This is a genomic window from Nocardia sp. NPDC052001 (assembly GCF_040680615.1).
Classification (GTDB): Bacteria; Actinomycetota; Actinomycetes; order Mycobacteriales; family Mycobacteriaceae; genus Nocardia.
On the sequence record NZ_JBFAXC010000015.1, the window covers coordinates 1 to 18,891 of the forward strand.

24 protein-coding genes and 1 pseudogene are annotated in these 18,891 nt (G+C 63.8%); 9 read left to right on the forward strand and 16 right to left on the reverse strand.

All coding sequences use genetic code 11. The annotated features are described in order from the left end of the window. Positions 1 to 72: 72 nt before the first annotated feature. Positions 73 to 294 carry a hypothetical protein gene (locus AB0L82_RS38745; protein WP_364648668.1) on the reverse strand — a complete coding sequence of 74 codons (222 nt, stop codon included), beginning with the start codon at positions 292 to 294 and terminating at the stop codon, positions 73 to 75. A gap of 468 nt (positions 295 to 762) precedes the next feature. On the opposite strand from AB0L82_RS38745, the gene AB0L82_RS38750 reads away from it, so the two are divergent. Further along, positions 763 to 2,049, forward strand: coding sequence for an amidohydrolase (locus tag AB0L82_RS38750; RefSeq protein ID WP_364648670.1), 1,287 nt, complete (start codon positions 763 to 765; stop codon positions 2,047 to 2,049). A gap of 44 nt (positions 2,050 to 2,093) precedes the next feature. On the opposite strand, the gene AB0L82_RS38755 is transcribed toward AB0L82_RS38750, so the two are convergent. Further along, positions 2,094 to 3,050 (reverse strand): YdcF family protein, encoded by a 957-nt coding sequence (locus AB0L82_RS38755; protein WP_364648673.1) that lies wholly within the window; start codon positions 3,048 to 3,050, stop codon positions 2,094 to 2,096. Continuing rightward, complete coding sequence (locus tag AB0L82_RS38760) at positions 3,047 to 3,190, reverse strand: hypothetical protein (RefSeq protein WP_364648676.1); 144 nt, start codon at positions 3,188 to 3,190, stop codon at positions 3,047 to 3,049. Before AB0L82_RS38760 ends, AB0L82_RS38755 begins: the two co-directional genes overlap by 4 nt. Positions 3,191 to 3,450: 260 nt before the next feature. On the opposite strand from AB0L82_RS38760, the gene AB0L82_RS38765 reads away from it, so the two are divergent. Beyond that, the gene (locus AB0L82_RS38765) at positions 3,451 to 3,855 is read left to right on the forward strand and encodes a hypothetical protein (RefSeq protein ID WP_364648679.1); all 405 of its coding nucleotides are present in this window, start codon (positions 3,451 to 3,453) and stop codon (positions 3,853 to 3,855) included. Between the two features lie 5 nt (positions 3,856 to 3,860). Then, on the forward strand, positions 3,861 to 4,532 hold the full coding sequence (locus AB0L82_RS38770) for a TetR family transcriptional regulator (RefSeq protein ID WP_364648682.1): 672 nt from the start codon (positions 3,861 to 3,863) through the stop codon (positions 4,530 to 4,532). Positions 4,533 to 4,627: 95 nt separating this feature from the next. Here the strand turns inward: AB0L82_RS38770 and AB0L82_RS38775 are convergent, their stop codons facing one another. Both AB0L82_RS38775 and AB0L82_RS38780 read right to left on the reverse strand, forming a co-directional pair. After that, positions 4,628 to 5,914, reverse strand: coding sequence for an ATP-binding protein (locus AB0L82_RS38775; protein ID WP_364648685.1), 1,287 nt, complete (start codon positions 5,912 to 5,914; stop codon positions 4,628 to 4,630). A gap of 186 nt (positions 5,915 to 6,100) precedes the next feature. Then, complete coding sequence (locus AB0L82_RS38780) at positions 6,101 to 6,763, reverse strand: hypothetical protein (protein ID WP_364648688.1); 663 nt, start codon at positions 6,761 to 6,763, stop codon at positions 6,101 to 6,103. A gap of 61 nt (positions 6,764 to 6,824) precedes the next feature. Here AB0L82_RS38780 and AB0L82_RS38785 point away from each other — a divergent pair, with 61 nt between their 5' ends. Continuing rightward, positions 6,825 to 7,316, forward strand: a complete 492-nt coding sequence (locus AB0L82_RS38785; protein WP_364648691.1) for a hemerythrin domain-containing protein — start codon at positions 6,825 to 6,827, stop codon at positions 7,314 to 7,316. 110 nt (positions 7,317 to 7,426) lie between these two features. Here AB0L82_RS38785 and AB0L82_RS38790 read toward each other — a convergent pair whose 3' ends face one another. From AB0L82_RS38790 to AB0L82_RS38825, 8 genes and pseudogenes are all read right to left on the reverse strand, one after another. After that, on the reverse strand, positions 7,427 to 7,660 hold the full coding sequence (locus AB0L82_RS38790) for a hypothetical protein (protein ID WP_364648694.1): 234 nt from the start codon (positions 7,658 to 7,660) through the stop codon (positions 7,427 to 7,429). A gap of 563 nt (positions 7,661 to 8,223) precedes the next feature. Beyond that, positions 8,224 to 9,177, reverse strand: coding sequence for a hypothetical protein (locus tag AB0L82_RS38795; protein WP_364648697.1), 954 nt, complete (start codon positions 9,175 to 9,177; stop codon positions 8,224 to 8,226). Between the two features lie 190 nt (positions 9,178 to 9,367). Further along, positions 9,368 to 9,730: pseudogene (locus tag AB0L82_RS38800) on the reverse strand (NAD(P)H-dependent oxidoreductase); the annotation flags it as partial. 13 nt (positions 9,731 to 9,743) lie between these two features. Continuing rightward, positions 9,744 to 10,610 (reverse strand): alpha/beta hydrolase, encoded by an 867-nt coding sequence (locus AB0L82_RS38805; protein ID WP_364648700.1) that lies wholly within the window; start codon positions 10,608 to 10,610, stop codon positions 9,744 to 9,746. Positions 10,611 to 10,657: 47 nt separating this feature from the next. Continuing rightward, the gene (locus AB0L82_RS38810) at positions 10,658 to 11,818 is read right to left on the reverse strand and encodes an MFS transporter (protein WP_364648703.1); all 1,161 of its coding nucleotides are present in this window, start codon (positions 11,816 to 11,818) and stop codon (positions 10,658 to 10,660) included. Between the two features lie 170 nt (positions 11,819 to 11,988). Next, entirely contained in the window at positions 11,989 to 12,429 is a 441-nt protein-coding gene (locus tag AB0L82_RS38815; protein ID WP_364648706.1) for a nuclear transport factor 2 family protein, read from the reverse strand. Positions 12,430 to 12,460: 31 nt separating this feature from the next. Further along, positions 12,461 to 13,027, reverse strand: coding sequence for an NADPH-dependent FMN reductase (locus AB0L82_RS38820; protein ID WP_364648709.1), 567 nt, complete (start codon positions 13,025 to 13,027; stop codon positions 12,461 to 12,463). Between the two features lie 155 nt (positions 13,028 to 13,182). After that, the gene (locus AB0L82_RS38825; protein WP_364649124.1) at positions 13,183 to 14,187 is read right to left on the reverse strand and encodes a helix-turn-helix domain-containing protein; all 1,005 of its coding nucleotides are present in this window, start codon (positions 14,185 to 14,187) and stop codon (positions 13,183 to 13,185) included. A gap of 594 nt (positions 14,188 to 14,781) precedes the next feature. On the opposite strand from AB0L82_RS38825, the gene AB0L82_RS38830 reads away from it, so the two are divergent. The 4 genes from AB0L82_RS38830 to AB0L82_RS38845 all read left to right on the forward strand — a co-directional run bounded on the left by AB0L82_RS38830 (position 14,782) and on the right by AB0L82_RS38845 (position 16,573). After that, on the forward strand, positions 14,782 to 14,967 hold the full coding sequence (locus tag AB0L82_RS38830) for a hypothetical protein (protein WP_364648712.1): 186 nt from the start codon (positions 14,782 to 14,784) through the stop codon (positions 14,965 to 14,967). 35 nt (positions 14,968 to 15,002) lie between these two features. Continuing rightward, entirely contained in the window at positions 15,003 to 15,725 is a 723-nt protein-coding gene (locus tag AB0L82_RS38835; protein ID WP_364648715.1) for a hypothetical protein, read from the forward strand. Positions 15,726 to 15,758: 33 nt separating this feature from the next. Then, positions 15,759 to 16,178: an Imm10 family immunity protein gene (locus tag AB0L82_RS38840; protein WP_364648718.1), complete on the forward strand. Its 420-nt coding sequence runs from the start codon at positions 15,759 to 15,761 to the stop codon at positions 16,176 to 16,178. Between the two features lie 233 nt (positions 16,179 to 16,411). After that, positions 16,412 to 16,573: a hypothetical protein gene (locus AB0L82_RS38845; RefSeq protein WP_364648721.1), complete on the forward strand. Its 162-nt coding sequence runs from the start codon at positions 16,412 to 16,414 to the stop codon at positions 16,571 to 16,573. Between the two features lie 406 nt (positions 16,574 to 16,979). Here the strand turns inward: AB0L82_RS38845 and AB0L82_RS38850 are convergent, their stop codons facing one another. Beyond that, a complete protein-coding gene (locus AB0L82_RS38850; RefSeq protein WP_364648724.1) occupies positions 16,980 to 17,465 on the reverse strand; it encodes a hypothetical protein in 486 nt (161 codons plus the stop codon). 268 nt (positions 17,466 to 17,733) lie between these two features. On the opposite strand from AB0L82_RS38850, the gene AB0L82_RS38855 reads away from it, so the two are divergent. Continuing rightward, entirely contained in the window at positions 17,734 to 18,102 is a 369-nt protein-coding gene (locus AB0L82_RS38855) for a YrdB family protein (RefSeq protein WP_364648727.1), read from the forward strand. 87 nt (positions 18,103 to 18,189) lie between these two features. Here AB0L82_RS38855 and AB0L82_RS38860 read toward each other — a convergent pair whose 3' ends face one another. Further along, a complete protein-coding gene (locus tag AB0L82_RS38860) occupies positions 18,190 to 18,561 on the reverse strand; it encodes a hypothetical protein (RefSeq protein WP_364648730.1) in 372 nt (123 codons plus the stop codon). After that, positions 18,555 to 18,809 (reverse strand): hypothetical protein, encoded by a 255-nt coding sequence (locus tag AB0L82_RS38865; RefSeq protein ID WP_364648733.1) that lies wholly within the window; start codon positions 18,807 to 18,809, stop codon positions 18,555 to 18,557. Before AB0L82_RS38865 ends, AB0L82_RS38860 begins: the two co-directional genes overlap by 7 nt. Positions 18,810 to 18,891 lie beyond the last annotated feature (82 nt).

Sequence of the window (18,891 nt, forward strand, 5' to 3'; positions counted from 1 at the left end):
CTCGGCCGGTTGACCCCGATCGAATTCGAAACCATCATGTCCCCAGCAGCCCGACAGGCTGCCTAACCACTGTCACCCGATCCTGCAGCAGCCCCGTGCGTCGATATTGTCGATGACTCCGTCGATGCCCTCGCGTTGTTCCTCGCCGAGCTCGGCCTTCACGGACGCCAGCGTGAGGGTGGGGACCGCCATTCGTATATCTCGCTCGGCAAGATGTGCGATCAGACTGGCTGTTGTCAGCGAGCCTTGTGCATAGGCAAGCAGTACCGTGTCGTCGAAGACGTACCCCGTCATCCGCGAGCGGCCCGACGAGCCGCTGCGCGCTCGGCAAGCGCATCAGCCATACGCGCGCCCGCCGACCACGCGGCTGGGTCCGCCTGTGCCGCAGCAGTTCTCGCCTCATACGCGGTTCGAAGCCGAACTCGCACCGACTGATACACGTCGAGTAGGCGATTGAGGGTGTCATCGACCGTCTCGTTGGGTGTCGCGATCGCCGCCAGCCGATCACGCGTTGCGGGCAACGCCGACAGCGTCGTCTTCGCCCGCTTCCCTTGAGTATCCGCGTCCGTCATGCCCTCAGCATATCCGTCATGCGCAGAATATGCGGAAACCGGCGCGATACCAACGACTTGGTAGCGGCCCTTGCGAGCGACCAGTTTTCGGCAATTATGTAGCTAGCATCATCGACGTGGTGTTCATCGCGATCGCTCACCCCGCCTATGCCCGCGCCGTCGTGGGCGTCGGGTCGGATTGGAGACGCTGATGTCGGAGATGACGATCTATGACCGGTTGGATGTGGGCGCGGCGAATGTAGCCGATCAGGTTATCGCCTGGCGCCGTCATCTGCATCAGAATCCGGAGTTGTCCAACCGTGAGGTCAATACCGCCAAGCTGATTGCCGACCATCTCAATTCTCTTGGGCTCGAACAGGTTCGAACCGGGATAGCCGGACATGGAGTGGTCGGGGTGCTCAAGGGCGGGGTGCCCGGCGATCGTGTCATCGCATTGCGTGCCGATATCGACGCGCTCCCGGTCCCCGACGAGTGCGGGGTGTCCTTCGCGTCGACTTTCGTCGACGACGAGTATCCGGGCGGGCCGTTCCCGGTATCGCACGCATGCGGACACGACTGCCACACCGCGATGCTGTTGGGGGCGTCGACTGTGCTGGCCAACGTGCGAGAGCAACTTCCCGGCACCGTCCTGTTCGTATTCCAGCCGGCCGAAGAGGGTCCTCCGGTGCAGGAGAAGGGCGGGGCGCGCGAGATGATCGCGCAAGGGGCGTTCGACGATCCGCTTCCCACGATGGCGTTCGGATTCCATGTCACGCCATATCCCAAGGGCTACGTGGGATATCGGGTCGGCAACCAATTCGGCGCGTCCAGCCTCGTCAAGATCGTCATCACCGGTCAGCAGGTCCACGGGTCCACGCCGTGGATGGGAATCGATCCGATGCCCGCGGCCGGAGCCGTGCTCACCGGAATCGGCCAGCTGTACCGGCAAATCGACGCCTTCGACCCGATCACCGTGAGCATCGGCCATATCGAAGACGTCGGCCGGTTCAACATCATCGGCCAGACCGTAACCCTGTGGGGCACAATCCGTTGCGCCGTCGAATCCGACATGGCGGACGTCCGCACGCGATTGCACACCCTGGCCACCCACACCGCACAGGCCTACAACTGCACCGCGACAGTGGACTACCTACAAGACGTGCCCGCCGTGCACAACCTGGCCCCGTGGGTCGATGCGGGACTTCCCACCCTGCGCAAGGTCGTCGGCGACGACCGCGTCGTGCAAACCCCGCCCACCCTGGGCTACGACGACGTCTCCGAATTCGTCAACAAGTACGGTGGCCTCTACGTCACCCTCGGGGTGCAGGACACCTCGTTCAGCGGTCCGAACGGCTTCGAAGCCGAACCCGGGGGACGTGGGGCGTGGATGAACCACAATCCGCATTTCTACGCCGATGACGACACCCTCGTGACCGGGGTGCGCCTGCACGCCTACGTCGCCTATGACCATCTACACGGAGACCTGCTTCCGAAATAGCCGCGAACACCAGCGGGACCTGCAGTGGGCCGGATCCCGAACCCCTAGAACCGGCGCTCGGCGGGGCGGAAGATCGCACTCAATCTGTCATAGGCGCCTCGCACATCACCGGGGATTGTTTCCCGGATGATGTGGCCTTCAAGGGGATACTCATCCAGGCGTTTGATCTCGCCCAAGGTGACGGCGACGATCGACTTGGGGTGGGGCGCGGTGGTGGCATCGGGGCGGTTCCCGTATTTCATGTAGTTCTTCAGTGAGACATCCGCGGCGGGTACGGCAACGTGGTCGACGTCCGGGCACTGTTTCTTGAGCGTGCCCCACACGCGTCGCGCATGGAAGGGCGTGCACACGCCGATCACGGAACTGACATCGCGGCCGTGTTCCCGGAGCATTTGAACCGAGTAGACCGCGTTCTGCCCGGTGTTCTGGGCGAGGGGTTCCTCGATGATCTGCTTCGGATTGAGATTGTGCTTCTCGGCAGCCAGCCGGAATTTGGCTGCCTCGCCTCGATATCCGGAGAACACCACGGGCACATCGCCGAGGTTGTGATCCCGAACCAGATTGGCGATCACCGCCGATCCGCCGATGTCACGGCTCCCGAAAAAGATGATGCCGCCGTAGTTCCGTCCCGGATCAAGCGCCCACTTGGGATCGTGGCGCAGGTAATCCCACACGGTCCCCAAATCCGACATCGCGCTATCGGTATCGACCCCGCGCTCCTGCAATTCCCGTAGCCACGTCGTGTACGGGGCTTCCTCGCGTCCGCCGATGACCTGATCATCGCGTATCAAAGCGCGACCGGACGAATTGACAGGTATCGCATGGCGATTGTCGGCCCGGACCAACAACCCGGCCGACTCGCGTGTCCCGCCCGCCAGGTCATGCCAGCCTCTGCTGATGCGGGAAGCCCCGGAGGTCAGCGCTCGCGCGGTCTGCTCGGCGACCTCTCGCGCAGCCGCAGCCGCCGCCCCGGCGGCGCCCGGCCCGAGCGGCTCGGTCATGGTGCGATGCGGGCGACCGCTCCGGTCTTGACAAGGGTGAGCCAGAGCGCGCCGTCGGCACCCGTGGTGATGCCATAGGGGCTCGCTTCGGCGTCCGCCACCCAGATCTCTCGAACGGCGCGGTCGTCGGCTTCGGGCATCGTGAGTTGCCTTTCCTGGCTTTGTCATTCGGTATCGATCGGCTGTCCGGCTCACACATCGCCCTTGGTCGCGGCGAGCCTGGCATCGGCAGGTTATGTCCGATTCCGATGTCGATCAAACGTCTTTCGTTCCCAGCCTCGATCGTCCGCGGGCGTAGTTGCGTCGGGGGACGATGTCGCCGCGCTCACACTTGAACATGTTCAACAAAGGTCCTAACCTCAGAGTTGAACACGTTCAAATCAGCAAGGGAGCTGGGAAAATGAACCTCGTCGTTGCCACCTATGCCGCGTACGCGGCGATCAGCTTGGCGGTCACGTTCTGGGTGGCGCGCACTCTGCACCACACCGGGGCACGGTTTCTGGTGGATGTCATGAATGGCGACAGCGATCTCGCCGATACCGTGAATCATCTACTGGTCATTGGGTTCTGGCTGGTCAATGCCGGATTCGTGGCGCTGGCGCTGCGGATCAGCGGACCGGTGCCCGATGTGCGCGCCGCCATCGAGGAACTCGCCATGAAACTCGGAATGGTCCTGCTGGTGCTCGGCGGTATGCACTTCGCAAACCTGATCGCGCTGAACAAGATTCGCCGCAGCAGGCATCAGGAGCGGCAGGATGCCATCGCACCCGCTCCGATTCCGTTCGACTCGGCCACACTAGCCTGATCGATATGACGCGCCCTGAGCCCACGACCGCGCGCGGTGAGGAAACTCGCCAGCAGATCATCGCCGCCGCCCTGCGTCTATTCGAGCAGAACGGCTTCACGAAGACCACCATGCGCGCGATCGCGGGCGAGGCAGGCGTCAGCGTCGGCAACGCCTATTACTACTTCACGTCCAAAGAGCAGCTGGTTCAGGGCTTCTACCAACAGATTCAAACCCTGCACGAACAGCGGGTGCGGCAGAGCACCCGCGGCGATTCCCTCGCCGCGAGATGGCAGACGATGGAAATGGCCTTCGTCGACGTAGCCGCTCCCTATCACGAGTTCGGCGGCAAGTTCTTCGCCAGCGCCGCCGAACCCACCAGTCCGCTCAGCCCGTTCAGCGATGAAAGCCGCCCCGCCCGAGAGTCTTCCATCGACATCATGCGCAACCTGGTCATCGGCGACGACGTCAAGGGCGACAAGCGCTTGCTGGCCGAGCTGCCGAATCTACTGTGGCTGGCCCATATGGGCATCGTGCTGTTCTGGGTGCACGACCGCAGCCCCGATCAGGAACGCACCCGAATGCTGATCCGCCGAGTCGCCCCCCTCGTCGAACGCGTTGTGGCGCTGTCGAGATTGCGCCCGCTGCGCCCCGTCCTGTACCCGGCCCTGGATCTGATCAACGACTTCGGTAACTAGTGCGGCTGGGTGGGCTCACGGCCGCGGTAGTACACCGGAACCGAATTGTGCAGGCGCGCTGAACCGGATGCGCTGCATGTCGACTACCGGCACGGTCAGCCTGGCTGGTTGGGAATGGTCGATCGCAGCTCGACCAGAGTCTTCTGTTGTGCCGGAGTCAACTCACGCGTCAGCGCGGCTGCCTCCAGCTCTGCCAGCTTCTTACGTGCGTTACATGCCGAGTCGGACAGGGCGCTGTTGAGCCCGAACAGATCTGTCAGCAAGGCCTCGTCTACGGTGCCGTTGACGACCCGATTGAATGCCTCTCCGAACAGTATCTCGGCCCCGGAACCTCCTTCCCATGGGGAGGAGAGATGGATCAGTCCACCCTCATCGGCCGCCTGACAGATGAAGGGGCTATGGGTGGTGACAAAGAACTGCATTCGCGGAAAATGGCTCTTCAGCCAGAATCCGATTCGTTTTTGCCACTCGATATGCAGATGAGCGTCAATCTCGTCGATCAGAACTACTCCCTCATGCATAACGCTGATGCGTCCGCCTGAATCCTCTTCTGTAGCAATAGAATCGAAGCCAGAGGACAGCTGTCTGATCAGGTCCAGAACCAATCCGGCGACAGTGCGGTACCCATCACTCAACGAAGCCAGCGCTAGGACGCGGCCCTGCCGAGTTCGCACCCAGAGCCCGTCGGAGTCGACCCTCTCAGTCCGCATCCCTTCCGGTAGCAGTCCGTCATCGAGCAATTTCAGGACCAGCTGTTCGGTGGCGGCCGCCCCTGGACGGCCTTCGAGACGACGCAGATAGATCCGCTGAAGCCATACCACCGATTCCGACAGCGACGCGTCCTGACGAAATAGACTGGCCAAAGCTGCGGGGCGGCTGGGTATCAGCGGCCGCTGCGCGTCTGTCCGTGTTGGCGAAAGGTGCCGGAACGGCCCGTAGCCAGCAGCGAACCATCCACGAGGGTTCTCCGCCCAAGGCCCACGTACAGGTGTCCAGTTCCCCCCAATAGTGGCTCTGGCCATTGTTGGCTCGGGACCGTCAGCGCGCTTCCATTCCATTGCGGCCCACGGATCGAACGCAGGCCTGCGTCCGGTACCGAACCAATCCTCGTCGCCGAACCGCAGTCTCACCGCAGCCCGTGCGAACGACTCTCCATCCCGAACCCACCCCTGGAAGGTCGCGGCCAGCAACCGAGCCACGGATGGACCTGCAATCGCCAGGGCAATCGCCTGCAAAAACGTCGACTTTCCAGCACCGTTATGACCGGCGATAACGATCCACCGCGGCACAACGCCGCTCTTGCGCGTGAACACGAGCGAGGATGCGCTGCCGCCGGAGGGGAATCCCCGAATACCCTCCAACTTGATCTCCACGATCTGCACTCGACGAGCCTACAAAGTTGCCGTATCCAGGTGGGCATCCTTGACCCGCCTCGCCGCGCAACCATCTTCAGAGGGGTGCATTGACGCGACAAGGAGCCGAAAGTCTGGCATCAAGATCCGGCACGGCAGGCACCCCGGAACGAAAGATAGGTAGTCCTTCAGGCGGCCACGTCTTATTCATAGCCCCTAGAGCTCAGGCAGAGTGGATCCTGTTAGGAGGCCGGCGAGTTCGGCGATGTGCAGTACTGCCGTGAGCTCAGCAGGGGAGAGTTTGTACTCACCTGAGGCGATTGATTCGGGGCCGATGCGCCCGAGCAGCGTCTGCAGTGTGGCCGCGTCGAGGCTTCCAGCGGCAACGCGTTCGGTCAGCTCGCCGAAAGCCAGTTCGGAGTCCTCGCTGAGCTCTGATTCCGGGTCCTCGCTCAGCATCTGGATGATGTCAGTGGCACGGTGGAGGTTCTCGCCGTCGGCGGTGAAGTCCGGCGGGTAGGGGGCGCGATCCCAGCTGGTGCCATCCCACCAGTACAGGAATCCTGCCATGTCACCGACGCGGTCGAACCATTCGTGCGGGAACCACTCCGGCGCACCGTCGAGCAGGTCGATGTCGTAATCCATTGTCTCGCTGAAGTCGACGTCAGCGCCGACAACGACGGCGCGACCGCCGCTCATGAAAGTCAGTGACCACCACCAGTTTCCGCCGAGGTGGCGGACATGCATGCCGTCGGCATCGATGCGAACTTCGTCGGGTGTCTGTACGTCGACGCTGGACAGCATCCCGATTACGGCACCATATCCCCAGATATCGATGGGCGTGGGCAATGAGTATTGGGCGTCGTCGGATTCGGCCATGATCGGATCGTATGCGTCACGCCGCTGTAATCCGAAGTGTCCCTGGTGATATGACTAGGGCATGTCCGTTAATCACGATCGCGCTCGAGCACTCGGTAAGGAACTGATCGACACCCATAATTGGCTGCGGGGCGAGCTGGCCCGAGTGGCCCGCGAGCTTGACGAATACCGAGACGGTGGCACCGTTCGCCCGCTGCGTGAAGTGCGCGGGCACTGCCTGGCTTTCTGCCGTGCGCTCAGCGCCCATCACACCAATGAGGACGAGTCGGCGTTTCCCGTTCTGGCGCAGCGGTTTCCCGAACTTGCGCCGGTGCTCGGCGAACTCGGTGAAGACCATCGCATGGTCGCGGACATCTTGACCAGGATGACCACGTTGCTCGGCGATGTCACCGCCGACAACCTGACGGCGGTGCGCAACGAAATCACCGGCCTGGCAGCCATTCTCGAATCCCACTTCCGCTGGGAAGAACGCCGCATCACCGAGGCGCTCGATCAGCTGTCGACCACTGAGTTCTCCGGATCCGAACTCTTCGGCACGGCCACCAGGGTCTGACCAGCGAGGGACGTCGTGATCGGGTGCCGAATGAAGTCACCCCCGGTTATGTGAATCGCTAACATTTCATAGTGTCGTGGCCTAATGTCGCTCACGCAGCTCAAAGGTATTCACGTCCGGCTGAGCTGGGAAGTGTGAGTACCGGACTCCTGGACGGGATAGCTGCACAGCGTGCCGCCATCCCAGCGTTCGTGGCACTCGATCAGGAAGCACGCGAACTCGTCTACCAGAACGATATTTTCGGGCGCGATAACGGCGGACATGTCCGGGAACAGCGCATCGGTGGCCGACGCAATCCGACCCACCTTGTTCTTACGCCACGGAGCAGAAGGCAATTCGACCATCCCGATGCGCTCGCGAAATGCGGCGTCACCGCCGGCGGGCTCGGCGAGTTGCGGCTCGGTCTGCGAGCGCGTCGGCCATACGTGCCCCCGCTGCCCACGCTGCCGGATCCGCTTGTGCCGCCGCGATTCTCGCCTCGGACATCGTGCGCGACCGTAGCGCCTGATGCATGTCCAACACGCGAGCGAGCGTGTCATCCACCGTCTCGCCTGGTCGCGCGACCGCAGCTAATCGATCCCATGTCGCAGGCGACACCGACACCGTCATTTTCGCCCGATTCCCTTGGGGCACAGCGTCCGTCATCTCCCGAACACTACTCCGGCCGCACCGTCGGAGGATGCCAGCTTTCCGGCCGATGGACGTGTGGCGGCAGCGCGCCTGGGTTTCAGGGTGCGATGGCGTATCGAAGGATTCCCGGGGACCCGAAGAGGGTGTGCCAGGGGTAGCGGGAGTGTGTGCGGTCCAGTAGGGCTATGACTCGGGCCAGGCGGCGGGGTTCGTGGCCACCCAATCCCGGCAGGCGCCCCGCGCGGCACGAGTTCGACGGCGAGCTAGCGGGCATCCGCTACTCCTCCCACCATGGCTCGGTGTCGTGCACGGCGACGAATTCGTAGAAGTCCATATTGCTGATTTCGAGGTTGATCGCGAGGGACCCGACCATGCGAGAGGGGAGGACGGCGGGCTGGCCCGGGGTGTCGTCGAGGTCGACGGCGGTCAGTGGGTGGCCGGGCTCGGCGAACGTTCTCGGGTCAGCCAGAACGACCAGTTCGGTGCGCTCCCGGTCGTGGGCTGTGGGCGGCGGGACGAGCGCCGGAATCTGGCCTGGCGGTAGACCTTCGAACGATCGATCGTCGACGACGAACGCCGTCAGCGGATAGTGGTCAACGTCGATCTCGTCGGGGTCCAGGTCCGCGCCGACCCAGCCGTCGTCAGTTCCGCCCAGCTCGTCGAGTAGGGCGTGCCAGCCCGGTTCGTCGTCGAAGCAGGTACGGACGAGTACGACACCGGAGACGGCGGGGAGCGCGGGAAAGGATCGGTCGATCGGCACTGTCGGCGGGGGATAGGCCGGGCGGCCGCCATCTCCCTGGTAGGTGCCGCATACGTCCATATCTCGTATCAGGTGGTCGAATGTAATTGTGTTACTAAGTAATTGGGATAGGACATCGCCGAGCCGTGCTGCGGGAACCCGAACCCCGCGTCCGGCCATCACGACCAGATCCACCAGCAATGGTCCGGCTCCGCCATATACCGCCGGAGTGTCAGCCACGACGACGACAGGTTGAACCGGACCCCCGTCCGGGACGAGCGCGGGGACATCTCCGCCGCGCAGGTAATGCCATGCCCGGTCCTCGATGAGCCGCAACCGCACGCCGTCGGCACCGGCGACGAGCAGATCGCCTTCCCTCGCTCCCGCGATCTCGTGCAGTACGTTGCCCCACCGCGCGATGCCATCCTCGTAGCACGTGCAGACCAACAGCGCATCGGCTGTTCCCGGTCGAGGCAGCATGGGAGGGCTCATGGATTCTCCGATTCCTGTTGTGGGCACCACCTTTCAGTGATGACCATGATGCCCAAGATATCCGGACCGGGAGCGCGGTCACCACGTGCGCGGATCAACCACCTCCGCACACGTGCTCAACCAACCCGAAGCTCAGTGGCGGACATGTAGCTCGAATCCCTTGTGCCCGAATGGTTCGAGCCCATCCTGAGGCGAAGTGGAAGGTGAATACCCGATCCACCCAGCCTTTGAGGATCGCGGGCATCGTGTACCACCACAGCGGGAACTGGAAGATGATGGTGTCGGCCCAGAGTAGCTTCTCCTGTTCGGCGCGCACGTCCGGGGTGAGCGCGCCGGAGTCGAAGGCTCGACCCGAGTCCCGTGCTATCCGATGGGGATTCGAGGCGGCGGGACCATAGTCGGCGGAATCGACTACGGCCTTCCATCGCATTGCGTACAGATCGCTGACCTGTACTTCGCGCCCGGACTCCTCGAGCGTCTTCACCGCCAGGTCTTTCAATGAACCATTGAGTGATTCCGGTTCGGGGTGCGCGTAGACGATCAGCGTCTTCACGTGGACTCCTCGGTCAGTCGAGTACGCGACCCAGGAAGTCCCGGATCAAAGCAGCGATTTCGGAACCGTGGGTTTCCAGCGCGAAGTGGCCCGCGTCCAGCAGATGAAGTTCGGCGTCGGGCAGATCGCGCAGGTACGCGCGAGCGCCGTCGGGTCCGAAGATCTCATCGTGCTCACCCCAGGTGATCAACACCGGCGGCCGGTGCACGGCGAAGTACTTCTGAAAGTCCGGGTAGCCGTCGAGGTTGTTCTTGTAGTCGGCGAACAGTTGGAGCTGAATCTCCTTGTTGCCCGGTCGATCCAGATAGTGCTGATCGAGGGTCCAGGTGTCCGGGCTGACCCGATCCAGCCGATCGGCCGGAACCCCATGGGTGTACTGCCATTTCGTGGCGTCGAGTTCGAGCAGCATACGCACGGCAGGCTCATGAGTGGCGCGATCGTTCGCGTGCGCGAACAGCACCTCCCAGAACGGGGTGAACCCGTCCATGTAGGCATTGCCGCTCTGCGTGATCAGCGCGCTGACCTGTTCGGGATTCTGGGAGGCGATCCGCAGTCCGATCGGTGCGCCGTAGTCCTGGATGTAGAGCGCGAAGCGCTCGATGGCCAACGCGTCCAGCAGTTCCAGGGTGATTTCGGTGAGCTTGTCGAAGGTGTACTCGAACTCGTCCACCGCCGGCATCGCCGACTGGCCGAAGCCGATGTGATCCGGTGCGATCAGATGGTAGTCCGCCGCCAGTTCGGGCAGCAGATTGCGGAACATGGCCGAGCTCGTCGGAAATCCGTGCAGCAGAACGATTGTCGGGTTCGTTCGATCGCCCGCCTCGCGGTAGAAGACGGGCAAGCCCTGGATGTCGATCGTGTGGTGGGTTACAGCAGTCATGATGTGGGTCTCCGTTTCGAGATGTTGGTCCGACAGGTGGTGCGAGGTCACCGCGCTGGAACCTCGGCGGGCACCAATTCGGTTTTGCGGGTGGGCAGGAGCAGTAGCGCCGCGGCGGCGCTGAACAGCAGACCTAGTGCGAAGTAGCCGCGGTAGCTGTCGGTCACCGCATGCAGGGCACCGGCGACCGCCAGTCCCGCCGCGGCGGCAAGTTGATGAATCACCCAGGCGGGTGACAGCGTCCGGCCCATGCGGGCGGGGTCGAGGCCACGCGATACCACTGCCATGGTCAGTGGAACGATCGGGAACGACGCGGCCCCGAACAAGACCGCCACAGCGATCAACGTGGCCGATGAGGTAGCGGACACCGCCAGGGCGAGCGCGACGATGCGCACGACATACAGTGTCTGCAAAAGGTTTTCGGCCCGGTATCGGCGTTGCAGCCGAACCATGGCAGCGGAGGTGAGTCCGGCGGCCAGTGCGGCCAGCGCTACCAGACGGCCCGCGCTCACCACGGACCATCCGGCGTCGACCGCATGCTTGGGCAGCATCAGGATCACCACGTACATGGTCGCCGAATGCAGCCCGAACGAGATCAGCACCCGACCCCGGCCCGCCAGCGATTCCGGCTGCCCCGCAGCGGAATTCGCGATCCGATCTGCGGGCAGGATTGCCCACAGCACGCCGGTGACCAGCAAACCGGCGGCACCGAGCAGCGCGTACGTCCCGCGCACACCGGCGGGCTCGAACAGCGCGGTAGCGGCCCAGGGCCCGATTAGCTGTCCGAGATTGATGCCGACGGCCGCGCGGGTAAGCGCGGGCCCGACCTGATTGCCGAGCGTGCGCCCGATCAAGGTGGTGACGGTGAGGGTGGACGAGGCCGCGAAACCGACTCCACCGAGAAGCATGTAGGCGGTGACGAATTGCCAGGTCTCACGCACCAGCGCCAGCGCGATGTAGCTGCCGGAGATCAGCGTCAGCCCGCCGATCAGCACCACCTTGGCTCCGGCGCTGTCGAGCAATCTGCCGACGAATGGTTGCGCCACCCCGGTCACCGTGGTTCCCAGTGCCGCGGCCACCGCCAGCGCCGTCGCGCTCACCCCGTAGGAGGCTGCGGTCGGGGCGAAGAACACCCCCATGGAGAAATTCAGGCCGAACGATATCGTCATCGCCGCCAGCCCGGCCCAGGCTATGTTATCGCGTCGCATGTCAAACCACTTCCTAACTGTCCGAACGTCTTTGACGGGCGGAAGGCGGAGCGAACCAGCTGGATCTCACCGATCGCAGGTTAGCCACTTCTAACCGTTCAAAGTATTTAATAGGTTAGCCACAAAGATCATTCCCATGCTCGGAGATTTCTTCTCGATACCGCTTCATGTCACCGGCTCTCGTCGTCGCGAGGTCCGAAGATGGTGCGCTCGGAGGGAGCGATGCGCAGGTCGTTGATGCTGGCTTCGCGGCGGCTCATCAGGCCGGCGGCATCGAACTTCCAGAGCTCGTTGCCGTGACTGCGCCACCACTGGCCTTCGGTGTCATGCCATTCGTAGGTGAAGCGCACGGCGATTCGGTCTTCGGTGAAGGCCCACAGGTTCTTTCGCAGTGCGTACTGCTGTTCCTTCGCCCACTTCGCGGTCAGGAACTCGACGATCTGCTCGCGGCCCACGAGGAACTGATCGCGGTTGCGCCACCACGAATCCGGGGTGTACGCCTGTGCCACGCGCAGCGGATCGCGGGTGTTCCAGGCGTTCTCAGCGGCCAACACCTTGGCGGCGGCGGTCTCGGCGGTGAACGGTGGAACCGGGGGACGGGTTTCGGACATGACGGAATCCCTTTCAGGACAGCGGTGTTCGCTACTTGACGCGGTCGATCTTGGCGGTGAGCGCGGTCAGCAGACCCTGCAGCAGTTCGATGGTGTTCTCGTCGACGAGATTGCCGTCGGCGTCGAAACGTTCGTGCGAACGGAACGCGATGACCTCGGGCTTGACCACGATGTCGCTTTCGGTCCATACGAAGACTTGGCGCAGCGCGAGTTGCGCACGCACGGAACCGAATTGGGTCGGCGCCGCGCCCATGATGGCGACCGGCTTGCGCAGCAGCGGCAGTCCCTCGGACTTGGTCCAGTCGGTGCTGACCCAGTCGATGGCGTTCTTGAGCACGCCGGGAATGGAGTAGTTGAACTCCGGGGTGGCGATCAGCAGGCCGTCGGCCTCGGTGATGAGGCGGCGCAATTCGTTGACCTGCGCCGGGCGGTTGGCCGGGTTGTCGAGATCCTGGTCGTAGGGCTGGATCTCGCGCAGTCCGTCATAGATGACCACCTCGAGCCCGGTGGAGAACTTCTGCGCCGCGCGCAGTAGCGCGGTGTTGTGCGAGTCCGCTCGCAGGCTGCCGGAAATGGCGAGGATCTTGTGGTTGGTCATGGCGAATGTTCCTGTCCGGCTTACAGATTCGATGGAGAACGCACACCTTTCGGTGTACGTCCATCAATCTATGGCCGGACTTCACGCGGACAGGGAGTCCGGATATGCCGCATGGCGGCCCGAATGTGCCAAACCAACCGGGTGGAAACGAACCGTCACATACCGCTGGCCATTCCACGGCGGAACCCGTCAGGTGTATCGCCGGTCCAGCGCTGAAAAGCCCGCCGCAGCGCGCGCGCATCGTGATAGCCGACCTTGGCTGCGACCGATTGCACGGGAAGTTCGGTGTCGCGCAACAGATCCACCGCATGCTGGTGCCGGGTCGCGGCAACCTCCGCGCGCCAGGTGGTGCCCTCCTCGCTCAGGCGGCGCTGCAACGTCCGGGCGCTGACGGCCAGGCGGCGCGCGACATTGTTCAGGTCGAGCTCACCCGCCACCATCGACTGCCGCATGGCCGCGCGCAGCTTGTCATTCCAGCTCGGCGCCGGACGCGCGGCGGCGAGATTGAGCTCGGCGTAATGACTCAGCACCGCAGCCAACCGTGGGTCGGCCCCGGTGGGCAGCGCGCCGATATCGAGAAACGTGATTTCCGAATGCGGCGCGCGGAAATCGATATTGCCGGTCCCGAACTCATCCACCAGCCGCGCACGACCCGGCCCCGGCGGCTGCGTGAACCGGACCCGAATCGGCACCAGATGTTGCCGCGACGCCGCGCGCACCCGCCGCAGCATGACCGACAGCACAAACACTTCCACCGATGCGAGCACCGCCTCCGGTTCGACAGCGACCACGCAACGAATGGTGAGCAGACCCCCGTCCTCCACCACCTCCCAGCCCACCGCCGGATCGGTCACCACCGCCCGCAGCTCCATCGCGGTGCGCAAGCTATCGGCGAGGGAGGTCCGACTGGTGAACAGGTAGTCCCACACATGCAGTCCAACCCGATCGGCCTGCTCCGCGGCGAGCAACCCCGGAACGGACCCCACCCCCGCCACCGTTTCGACCAATTCCCATATCCGCCACACTGATTCGGTCGGTACCCGCAACAGGAAGTCATCAAAGGTAGCCGGGTCCAGCCCAGATGCAACCGCAAGCTGCGCGGGCGACACACCCACCTGTACAGCGGTCGCCCAAACCAACGCGGCGCTTCGTACCGGCATGGTGTCTTCGTTCACCACCGAAGCATATCGACCGACCGGTACGCGATACCGCCGAATTTTCCCGTCTGACCCGCGCCGACACGTGAACGCAGCTGACGGGGAGCTGGGCCGCAAGCTCTGTTGTCAGTCTCGTCTCGCGCCGCTACTTGTTTGTGTCGATCGTCCTTGGACGGGCAGCTTCCGCCCCAGGATCTGCTCCGCCTCGCGACGACGCTCAGCGATTTGCTCTGCCGTGAGCTTTACACGAGTGATGCGCATCGTCCCCTGTGTCAATGCACTCATGAGCCGCCTCCTCGCGAAGGATGGCGGCACCCGGACACAGTCCCGGGACGGTTCCGCGACCGCCTCCGGCCATGCTAGTACCCGCGTCGGACGATCTCGGTTTGCGGCTCGCCATGGTGATGGCGACCCTGCTACCGCCGAACGCCTGATCGCTTATGAGAGAGACCAGCGACCAGATGCCAACCGCGCCACCTGGATCGCGCAGGCCATCGACCGCGTTCGTCGTGAACGCTGACGCGACCGGACGCGACACTGCGATTCGGCGGCGCGCGAGCCTGGAAGCCGCTTCCGTCTACCGATAGCGTTCGGGCCATGCAGGTCTGGCTGATCGCGGTGATCCTGGTGGCCGTGGTGTGGTCCTTCGCCGTCTGGGCGCGGCGAGACTACACATTGGATAGGCGTCCGAGCCGCGGGCGACTCGACGACTTCGATCCGGACATCCACCACGACAGCGGACACGATGGCCATAGCGGAGATGGCGGCCCGGGCGACGATTAGGGGAGTTGGCCGCGTCGGCATCTACACTCACCGCGGTGCTGGCGCTGCTGTTCTTCCTCCCCGTGGTTTGCTGGTTTCTCGCGGCCAGGAGCCGTGGGATCCGGATTGGGTTGTGCCTGGTTCTTTTCGCTCTTGCCAGCGCGCAGTTCGCTTTGGTGCAGGGAGACCTGCTGCCCGGCAAGACCCACACACTCACGATTGTGCTGGCGATTGTCGTTGTCGGGGTGCTCGTGTGCGGATGGCTTCTGGATGGTTCGCAATGGTCGACGCGCGCGATGATCGGCTGGACATTGACCGTGGGATGGTGCGTGTTCACCGTCTTCGCCGTGGCGCTGAGCATTCTCGCGTTCGGGGTCATCGGTCCCGCTCCCACCGTCGCCCGAGAGGATGTGCTGTTGCCGCTCCCGAGCGGGCTCGTGGTTTCGAGCAACACCACCGAACCATGCGGTGACAGCAAGACGGCAATGTGCGCGCATATCTTCGAAATCAGAGGGTCGGCAACAACTCCCGACACCGCGGTTCTCGATGCGGTGCTCGCGCATCTGCGCACGGTGCACGGCTGGTCGCTCGAATACGATGAAACCAGCCAAGTTTGGGTCGGTCACTCAACTACAGGCTGGTTGCTCGACCGACAGAATGTTCGCGTTCAGGTCTTCGGTCCGTGGACCGGAGCGGCAGGGCATCAACCGCGGTTGCCGCGGCGGCGCGGCCTCGTCACGGAGCAACCACCCGCCACCGTTCACTTCCTCAGCCAATAACAATTGGTCGAGTCGGGATGCTAGAACTCGTGCATGACATACAGGTTCACCGCGCACCTCGCGTGCGGGTGTGATGACCCGGACGTGGACGCCTGCGTGATGGCCGGCCTGGCGGAGTCCGAGGACGATGACGATGAGGGTTTCCTCCTGATGTTCATGTGCGACTTCGCGGAGCCCGATGATCAGGAAGTGGCGGTGGGGATGGACACACACTGTCTGGTCACCCGCGATCAAGGCACCGCCTACGGCTGCATCCGCGAGGTCGAGCTGACCGACGAGATACTGCGCGTGACTTTGGATCCCGAATCGCTCGGCGATCTCGGCCTGACCGATCACATTATCGAGGCAGAACTGCGTGCACCGGCCGCAGACCTCGCACGCCTGCGGGAAGTGCTGCCCCGCATCCTGTCCTACGGCCGCCCCGAATCCCGCGCGCGATTGATCATGTCCTAGCCCGAATTCGCCCGTGTTGGAAATGGTTCGACTCCATCGAGCGGTGACCGTACGCTGCGCGAATGTGCTTCTACCCGAGCCGGACACATCTGGTCTGTGTGAGCTGCCGTATCTCACACAAACACCCGATCGGTCGCGGTCCCGCACACTGCCCCCGTTGCGGAGGATCATTCATCGACGCCGGCCCGCACCTGGCCGTGCCCAGAAAAACCGACACGGCCGGGTGGCGGGTGTTGCAGACCGTGCTTGATTCCGGCCTCACCTTCTACGGCGGATGCTGCGGCGAGGGCCCCGGTTATCGCCCCCGCACCCCGCGCGAGGTTCGCGAGCGAATGCTGCTGGCCACGCGCACTGGCATCCCGATCACACAGGCACTGGCCGAACCGATTCCGTGAATGGCAGTCGATGCAAGCAGTTGCGACCCGCGCCCTTCACCGACGTAGATTGATCGTCCACTTCGGGTTCGGCACCCTCGCGCGGTAGTAGCCTTCGCTCATGGTGACCGGACTTGTGATCGTGATCGTGGTGATGGCGCTGGTCGGGTTGGTTGTCGCGGGGGTGAGTCGGGATTCCGATCCGGGTAGGCGGCGGGATCGGTGGCAGTCCGGTGGTATCGACGGGGGCGGCGATAGTGGTTGTGGCGGTGGGGATTCCGGGCACAGCGGGTGCAGTGGCGGTCACAGTGGCTGCGGTGGTGGGCATAGCGGATGTGGTGGCGGGGACAGCAGTAGTTCCGACTAGGTTGCTAGCCCGACGGGGAAAGGGTGTCCGGCCAGTGCGTCCACTGGCCGACGAACCACGTCAGTTGTAGCCGGTGGTGAAGCCGAAGCTGAAGTGGTGGCCCTTGGAGTTGCAGGTGACCTGGGCGCGGAAGCCGCTGCCGCTGCAGGTCGCGCCACCGTAGGTGATGGTGGCGTCGGCGCCGTAGCCGGAGCCGGGGGCGGGCTGGCCGGGGGTGAGGGCGGCGCTGTCGGCGCGGCCGTGCTGGCCGAGCGGGCCCAGGGGCGGGTGCGCGGGCAGGAAGGGCAGATCGATGGAGATATTGGAGATCTGCAGGCCGTACCAGTTCATGGTGCCGTTGGTGATATCGCAGCCGACGTCGCCATTGGGTCGCATGGCGCAATTGGCCAGGTTGCCGTACGTGAAGTAGACGGTGTCGCCGATGAGGTAATTGGCGGGGTCCTGGGCAATGGAGTCGGCGGCGGCGGTTCCCGTTCCTGACAAGGACGCGCCTATTGCCAAAGCTGTTCCGGCGAGGGCGGTTCCGATGCGGGTGCGTGTGCTCATGAATATCCCTTCGGTATGAATTCGGCAGTGATGCCGTATGTCGAGTTCGAATGGCTCAATCGGGTTCGCGCTTACCGTATTCCGGCGATCGTCACGATACGACGTTATCTGTGGATTGCGCAATTACCCTTTCTCGCAACGACTTTCGAATTCACGGCTTTCACCTAAATTTGGCATTGATCGAATGGCTGCGTGCCCCTTGATAGCCTGCTTAAACCCCCACTTTTGGTGGCAGCGTGACCAGGTGCGGAGTGGTTAGGATCCCCGAGTGTCGTTGAATCCGTTCATGCTCGGCGTACGGTTCCTGCTCGAGCTCGCCGCTATCGTTTCCTTCGGAGTCCTGGGTTGGCGCGAATTCGACGCACCTTGGCGATATCTGCTGGGCGCGGTACTGCCGCTGATTGTCGCGGTCGTATGGGGAACCTTTGCGGTGCCGGGAGATCCGAGCCGCAATGGGGAAGCGACGGTCGCCGTGCCGGGCGCGGTACGGCTCGTGGTGGAGGTCGCGGTATTGGGCGGCGGCGCGGTAGCCCTGTGGGCGGCTGGACTCACTGTGACGGCGCTGATCTCCGCCGTAGTGCTGGTGGCATATCAGGCCCTGGCCTATGACCGCGTGGGCTGGTTGCTATCCCACTGACCTACAGCCGCGAAGTCTCCTGCGCGAGAACATGAGCCAGCACGAGATCGGCGACCCGCCCGACCGGTACCGTCGTCACACGCGGAGTTAGCGCTCGGGGGAGAAGACGGTGTCCGGAGCGACCAGTCCGACGAGCGCTCCGACAACCTGGCGCAGGGTGGTTTCGCTGACGACTCCGATGCGGTCCTGAAGCCAGGGCCGGTACACGGGAGTGATGCGATAGACCACCGCGGACAGGCCGGGAAGTGGGTCGGAGTCGGCGAAGGGCACCGCCAGTCCCGGCATCTTCGGTGCGAGTTCCACCGGGATCGCGAGCACGGTCGGCAAGATCGCATTGGCTGCGGTTCTCGAGACGATCAGCACGCGATCACCACCGAGTGATGACGGTTTCTGGCGGCCCGCGATGGTGGGCAGGTAGTGCCAGAGTTCACCGTGTGCGGGCGTGGCGGCGGTTACCACGCGGCGCCGTCGGCACGAATCGCCTCGGCCATGGCGGCACGCTCGGCTTCGACCTCGGCGAAGTGTTCGGCGGTATCGCGCCCCTGCGCACGCTCGTAATCGGCGGCGATGCGCGCGGAGTTGGCGAGCAGTTTGTCCCGCAATGCCGATTCCACGAAGGCGGAGAGCTTGATGCCCATCTGCGCGGCGACTTCCTTGGACTGCTCCAACACCGTGCCGTCCAGGCTGAGCGACGTATTAGCCTTCATAGTACGGATCATAACAGGGTTCCAAGCATGATTCCCCGTTGCTTTCGGACCTGGCGCACGATGCTGCGTCACAGTGACGAAC

Bases quoted from the DNA above. Each gene is read 5' to 3' on its own strand.
- AB0L82_RS38745 (WP_364648668.1), bottom strand. From the start codon at position 294: ATGACGGGGTACGTCTTCGACGACACGGTACTGCTTGCCTATGCACAA.
- AB0L82_RS38750 (WP_364648670.1), top strand. From the start codon at position 763: ATGTCGGAGATGACGATCTATGACCGGTTGGATGTGGGCGCGGCGAAT.
- AB0L82_RS38755 (WP_364648673.1), bottom strand. From the start codon at position 3,050: ATGACCGAGCCGCTCGGGCCGGGCGCCGCCGGGGCGGCGGCTGCGGCT.
- AB0L82_RS38760 (WP_364648676.1), bottom strand. From the start codon at position 3,190: ATGCCCGAAGCCGACGACCGCGCCGTTCGAGAGATCTGGGTGGCGGAC.
- AB0L82_RS38765 (WP_364648679.1), top strand. From the start codon at position 3,451: ATGAACCTCGTCGTTGCCACCTATGCCGCGTACGCGGCGATCAGCTTG.
- AB0L82_RS38770 (WP_364648682.1), top strand. From the start codon at position 3,861: ATGACGCGCCCTGAGCCCACGACCGCGCGCGGTGAGGAAACTCGCCAG.
- AB0L82_RS38780 (WP_364648688.1), bottom strand. From the start codon at position 6,763: ATGGCCGAATCCGACGACGCCCAATACTCATTGCCCACGCCCATCGAT.
- AB0L82_RS38785 (WP_364648691.1), top strand. From the start codon at position 6,825: ATGTCCGTTAATCACGATCGCGCTCGAGCACTCGGTAAGGAACTGATC.
- AB0L82_RS38790 (WP_364648694.1), bottom strand. From the start codon at position 7,660: ATGGTCGAATTGCCTTCTGCTCCGTGGCGTAAGAACAAGGTGGGTCGG.
- AB0L82_RS38795 (WP_364648697.1), bottom strand. From the start codon at position 9,177: ATGAGCCCTCCCATGCTGCCTCGACCGGGAACAGCCGATGCGCTGTTG.
- AB0L82_RS38805 (WP_364648700.1), bottom strand. From the start codon at position 10,610: ATGACTGCTGTAACCCACCACACGATCGACATCCAGGGCTTGCCCGTC.
- AB0L82_RS38810 (WP_364648703.1), bottom strand. From the start codon at position 11,818: ATGCGACGCGATAACATAGCCTGGGCCGGGCTGGCGGCGATGACGATA.
- AB0L82_RS38815 (WP_364648706.1), bottom strand. From the start codon at position 12,429: ATGTCCGAAACCCGTCCCCCGGTTCCACCGTTCACCGCCGAGACCGCC.
- AB0L82_RS38820 (WP_364648709.1), bottom strand. From the start codon at position 13,027: ATGACCAACCACAAGATCCTCGCCATTTCCGGCAGCCTGCGAGCGGAC.
- AB0L82_RS38825 (WP_364649124.1), bottom strand. From the start codon at position 14,187: ATGCCGGTACGAAGCGCCGCGTTGGTTTGGGCGACCGCTGTACAGGTG.
- AB0L82_RS38830 (WP_364648712.1), top strand. From the start codon at position 14,782: ATGCAGGTCTGGCTGATCGCGGTGATCCTGGTGGCCGTGGTGTGGTCC.
- AB0L82_RS38840 (WP_364648718.1), top strand. From the start codon at position 15,759: ATGACATACAGGTTCACCGCGCACCTCGCGTGCGGGTGTGATGACCCG.
- AB0L82_RS38850 (WP_364648724.1), bottom strand. From the start codon at position 17,465: ATGAGCACACGCACCCGCATCGGAACCGCCCTCGCCGGAACAGCTTTG.
- AB0L82_RS38865 (WP_364648733.1), bottom strand. From the start codon at position 18,809: ATGAAGGCTAATACGTCGCTCAGCCTGGACGGCACGGTGTTGGAGCAG.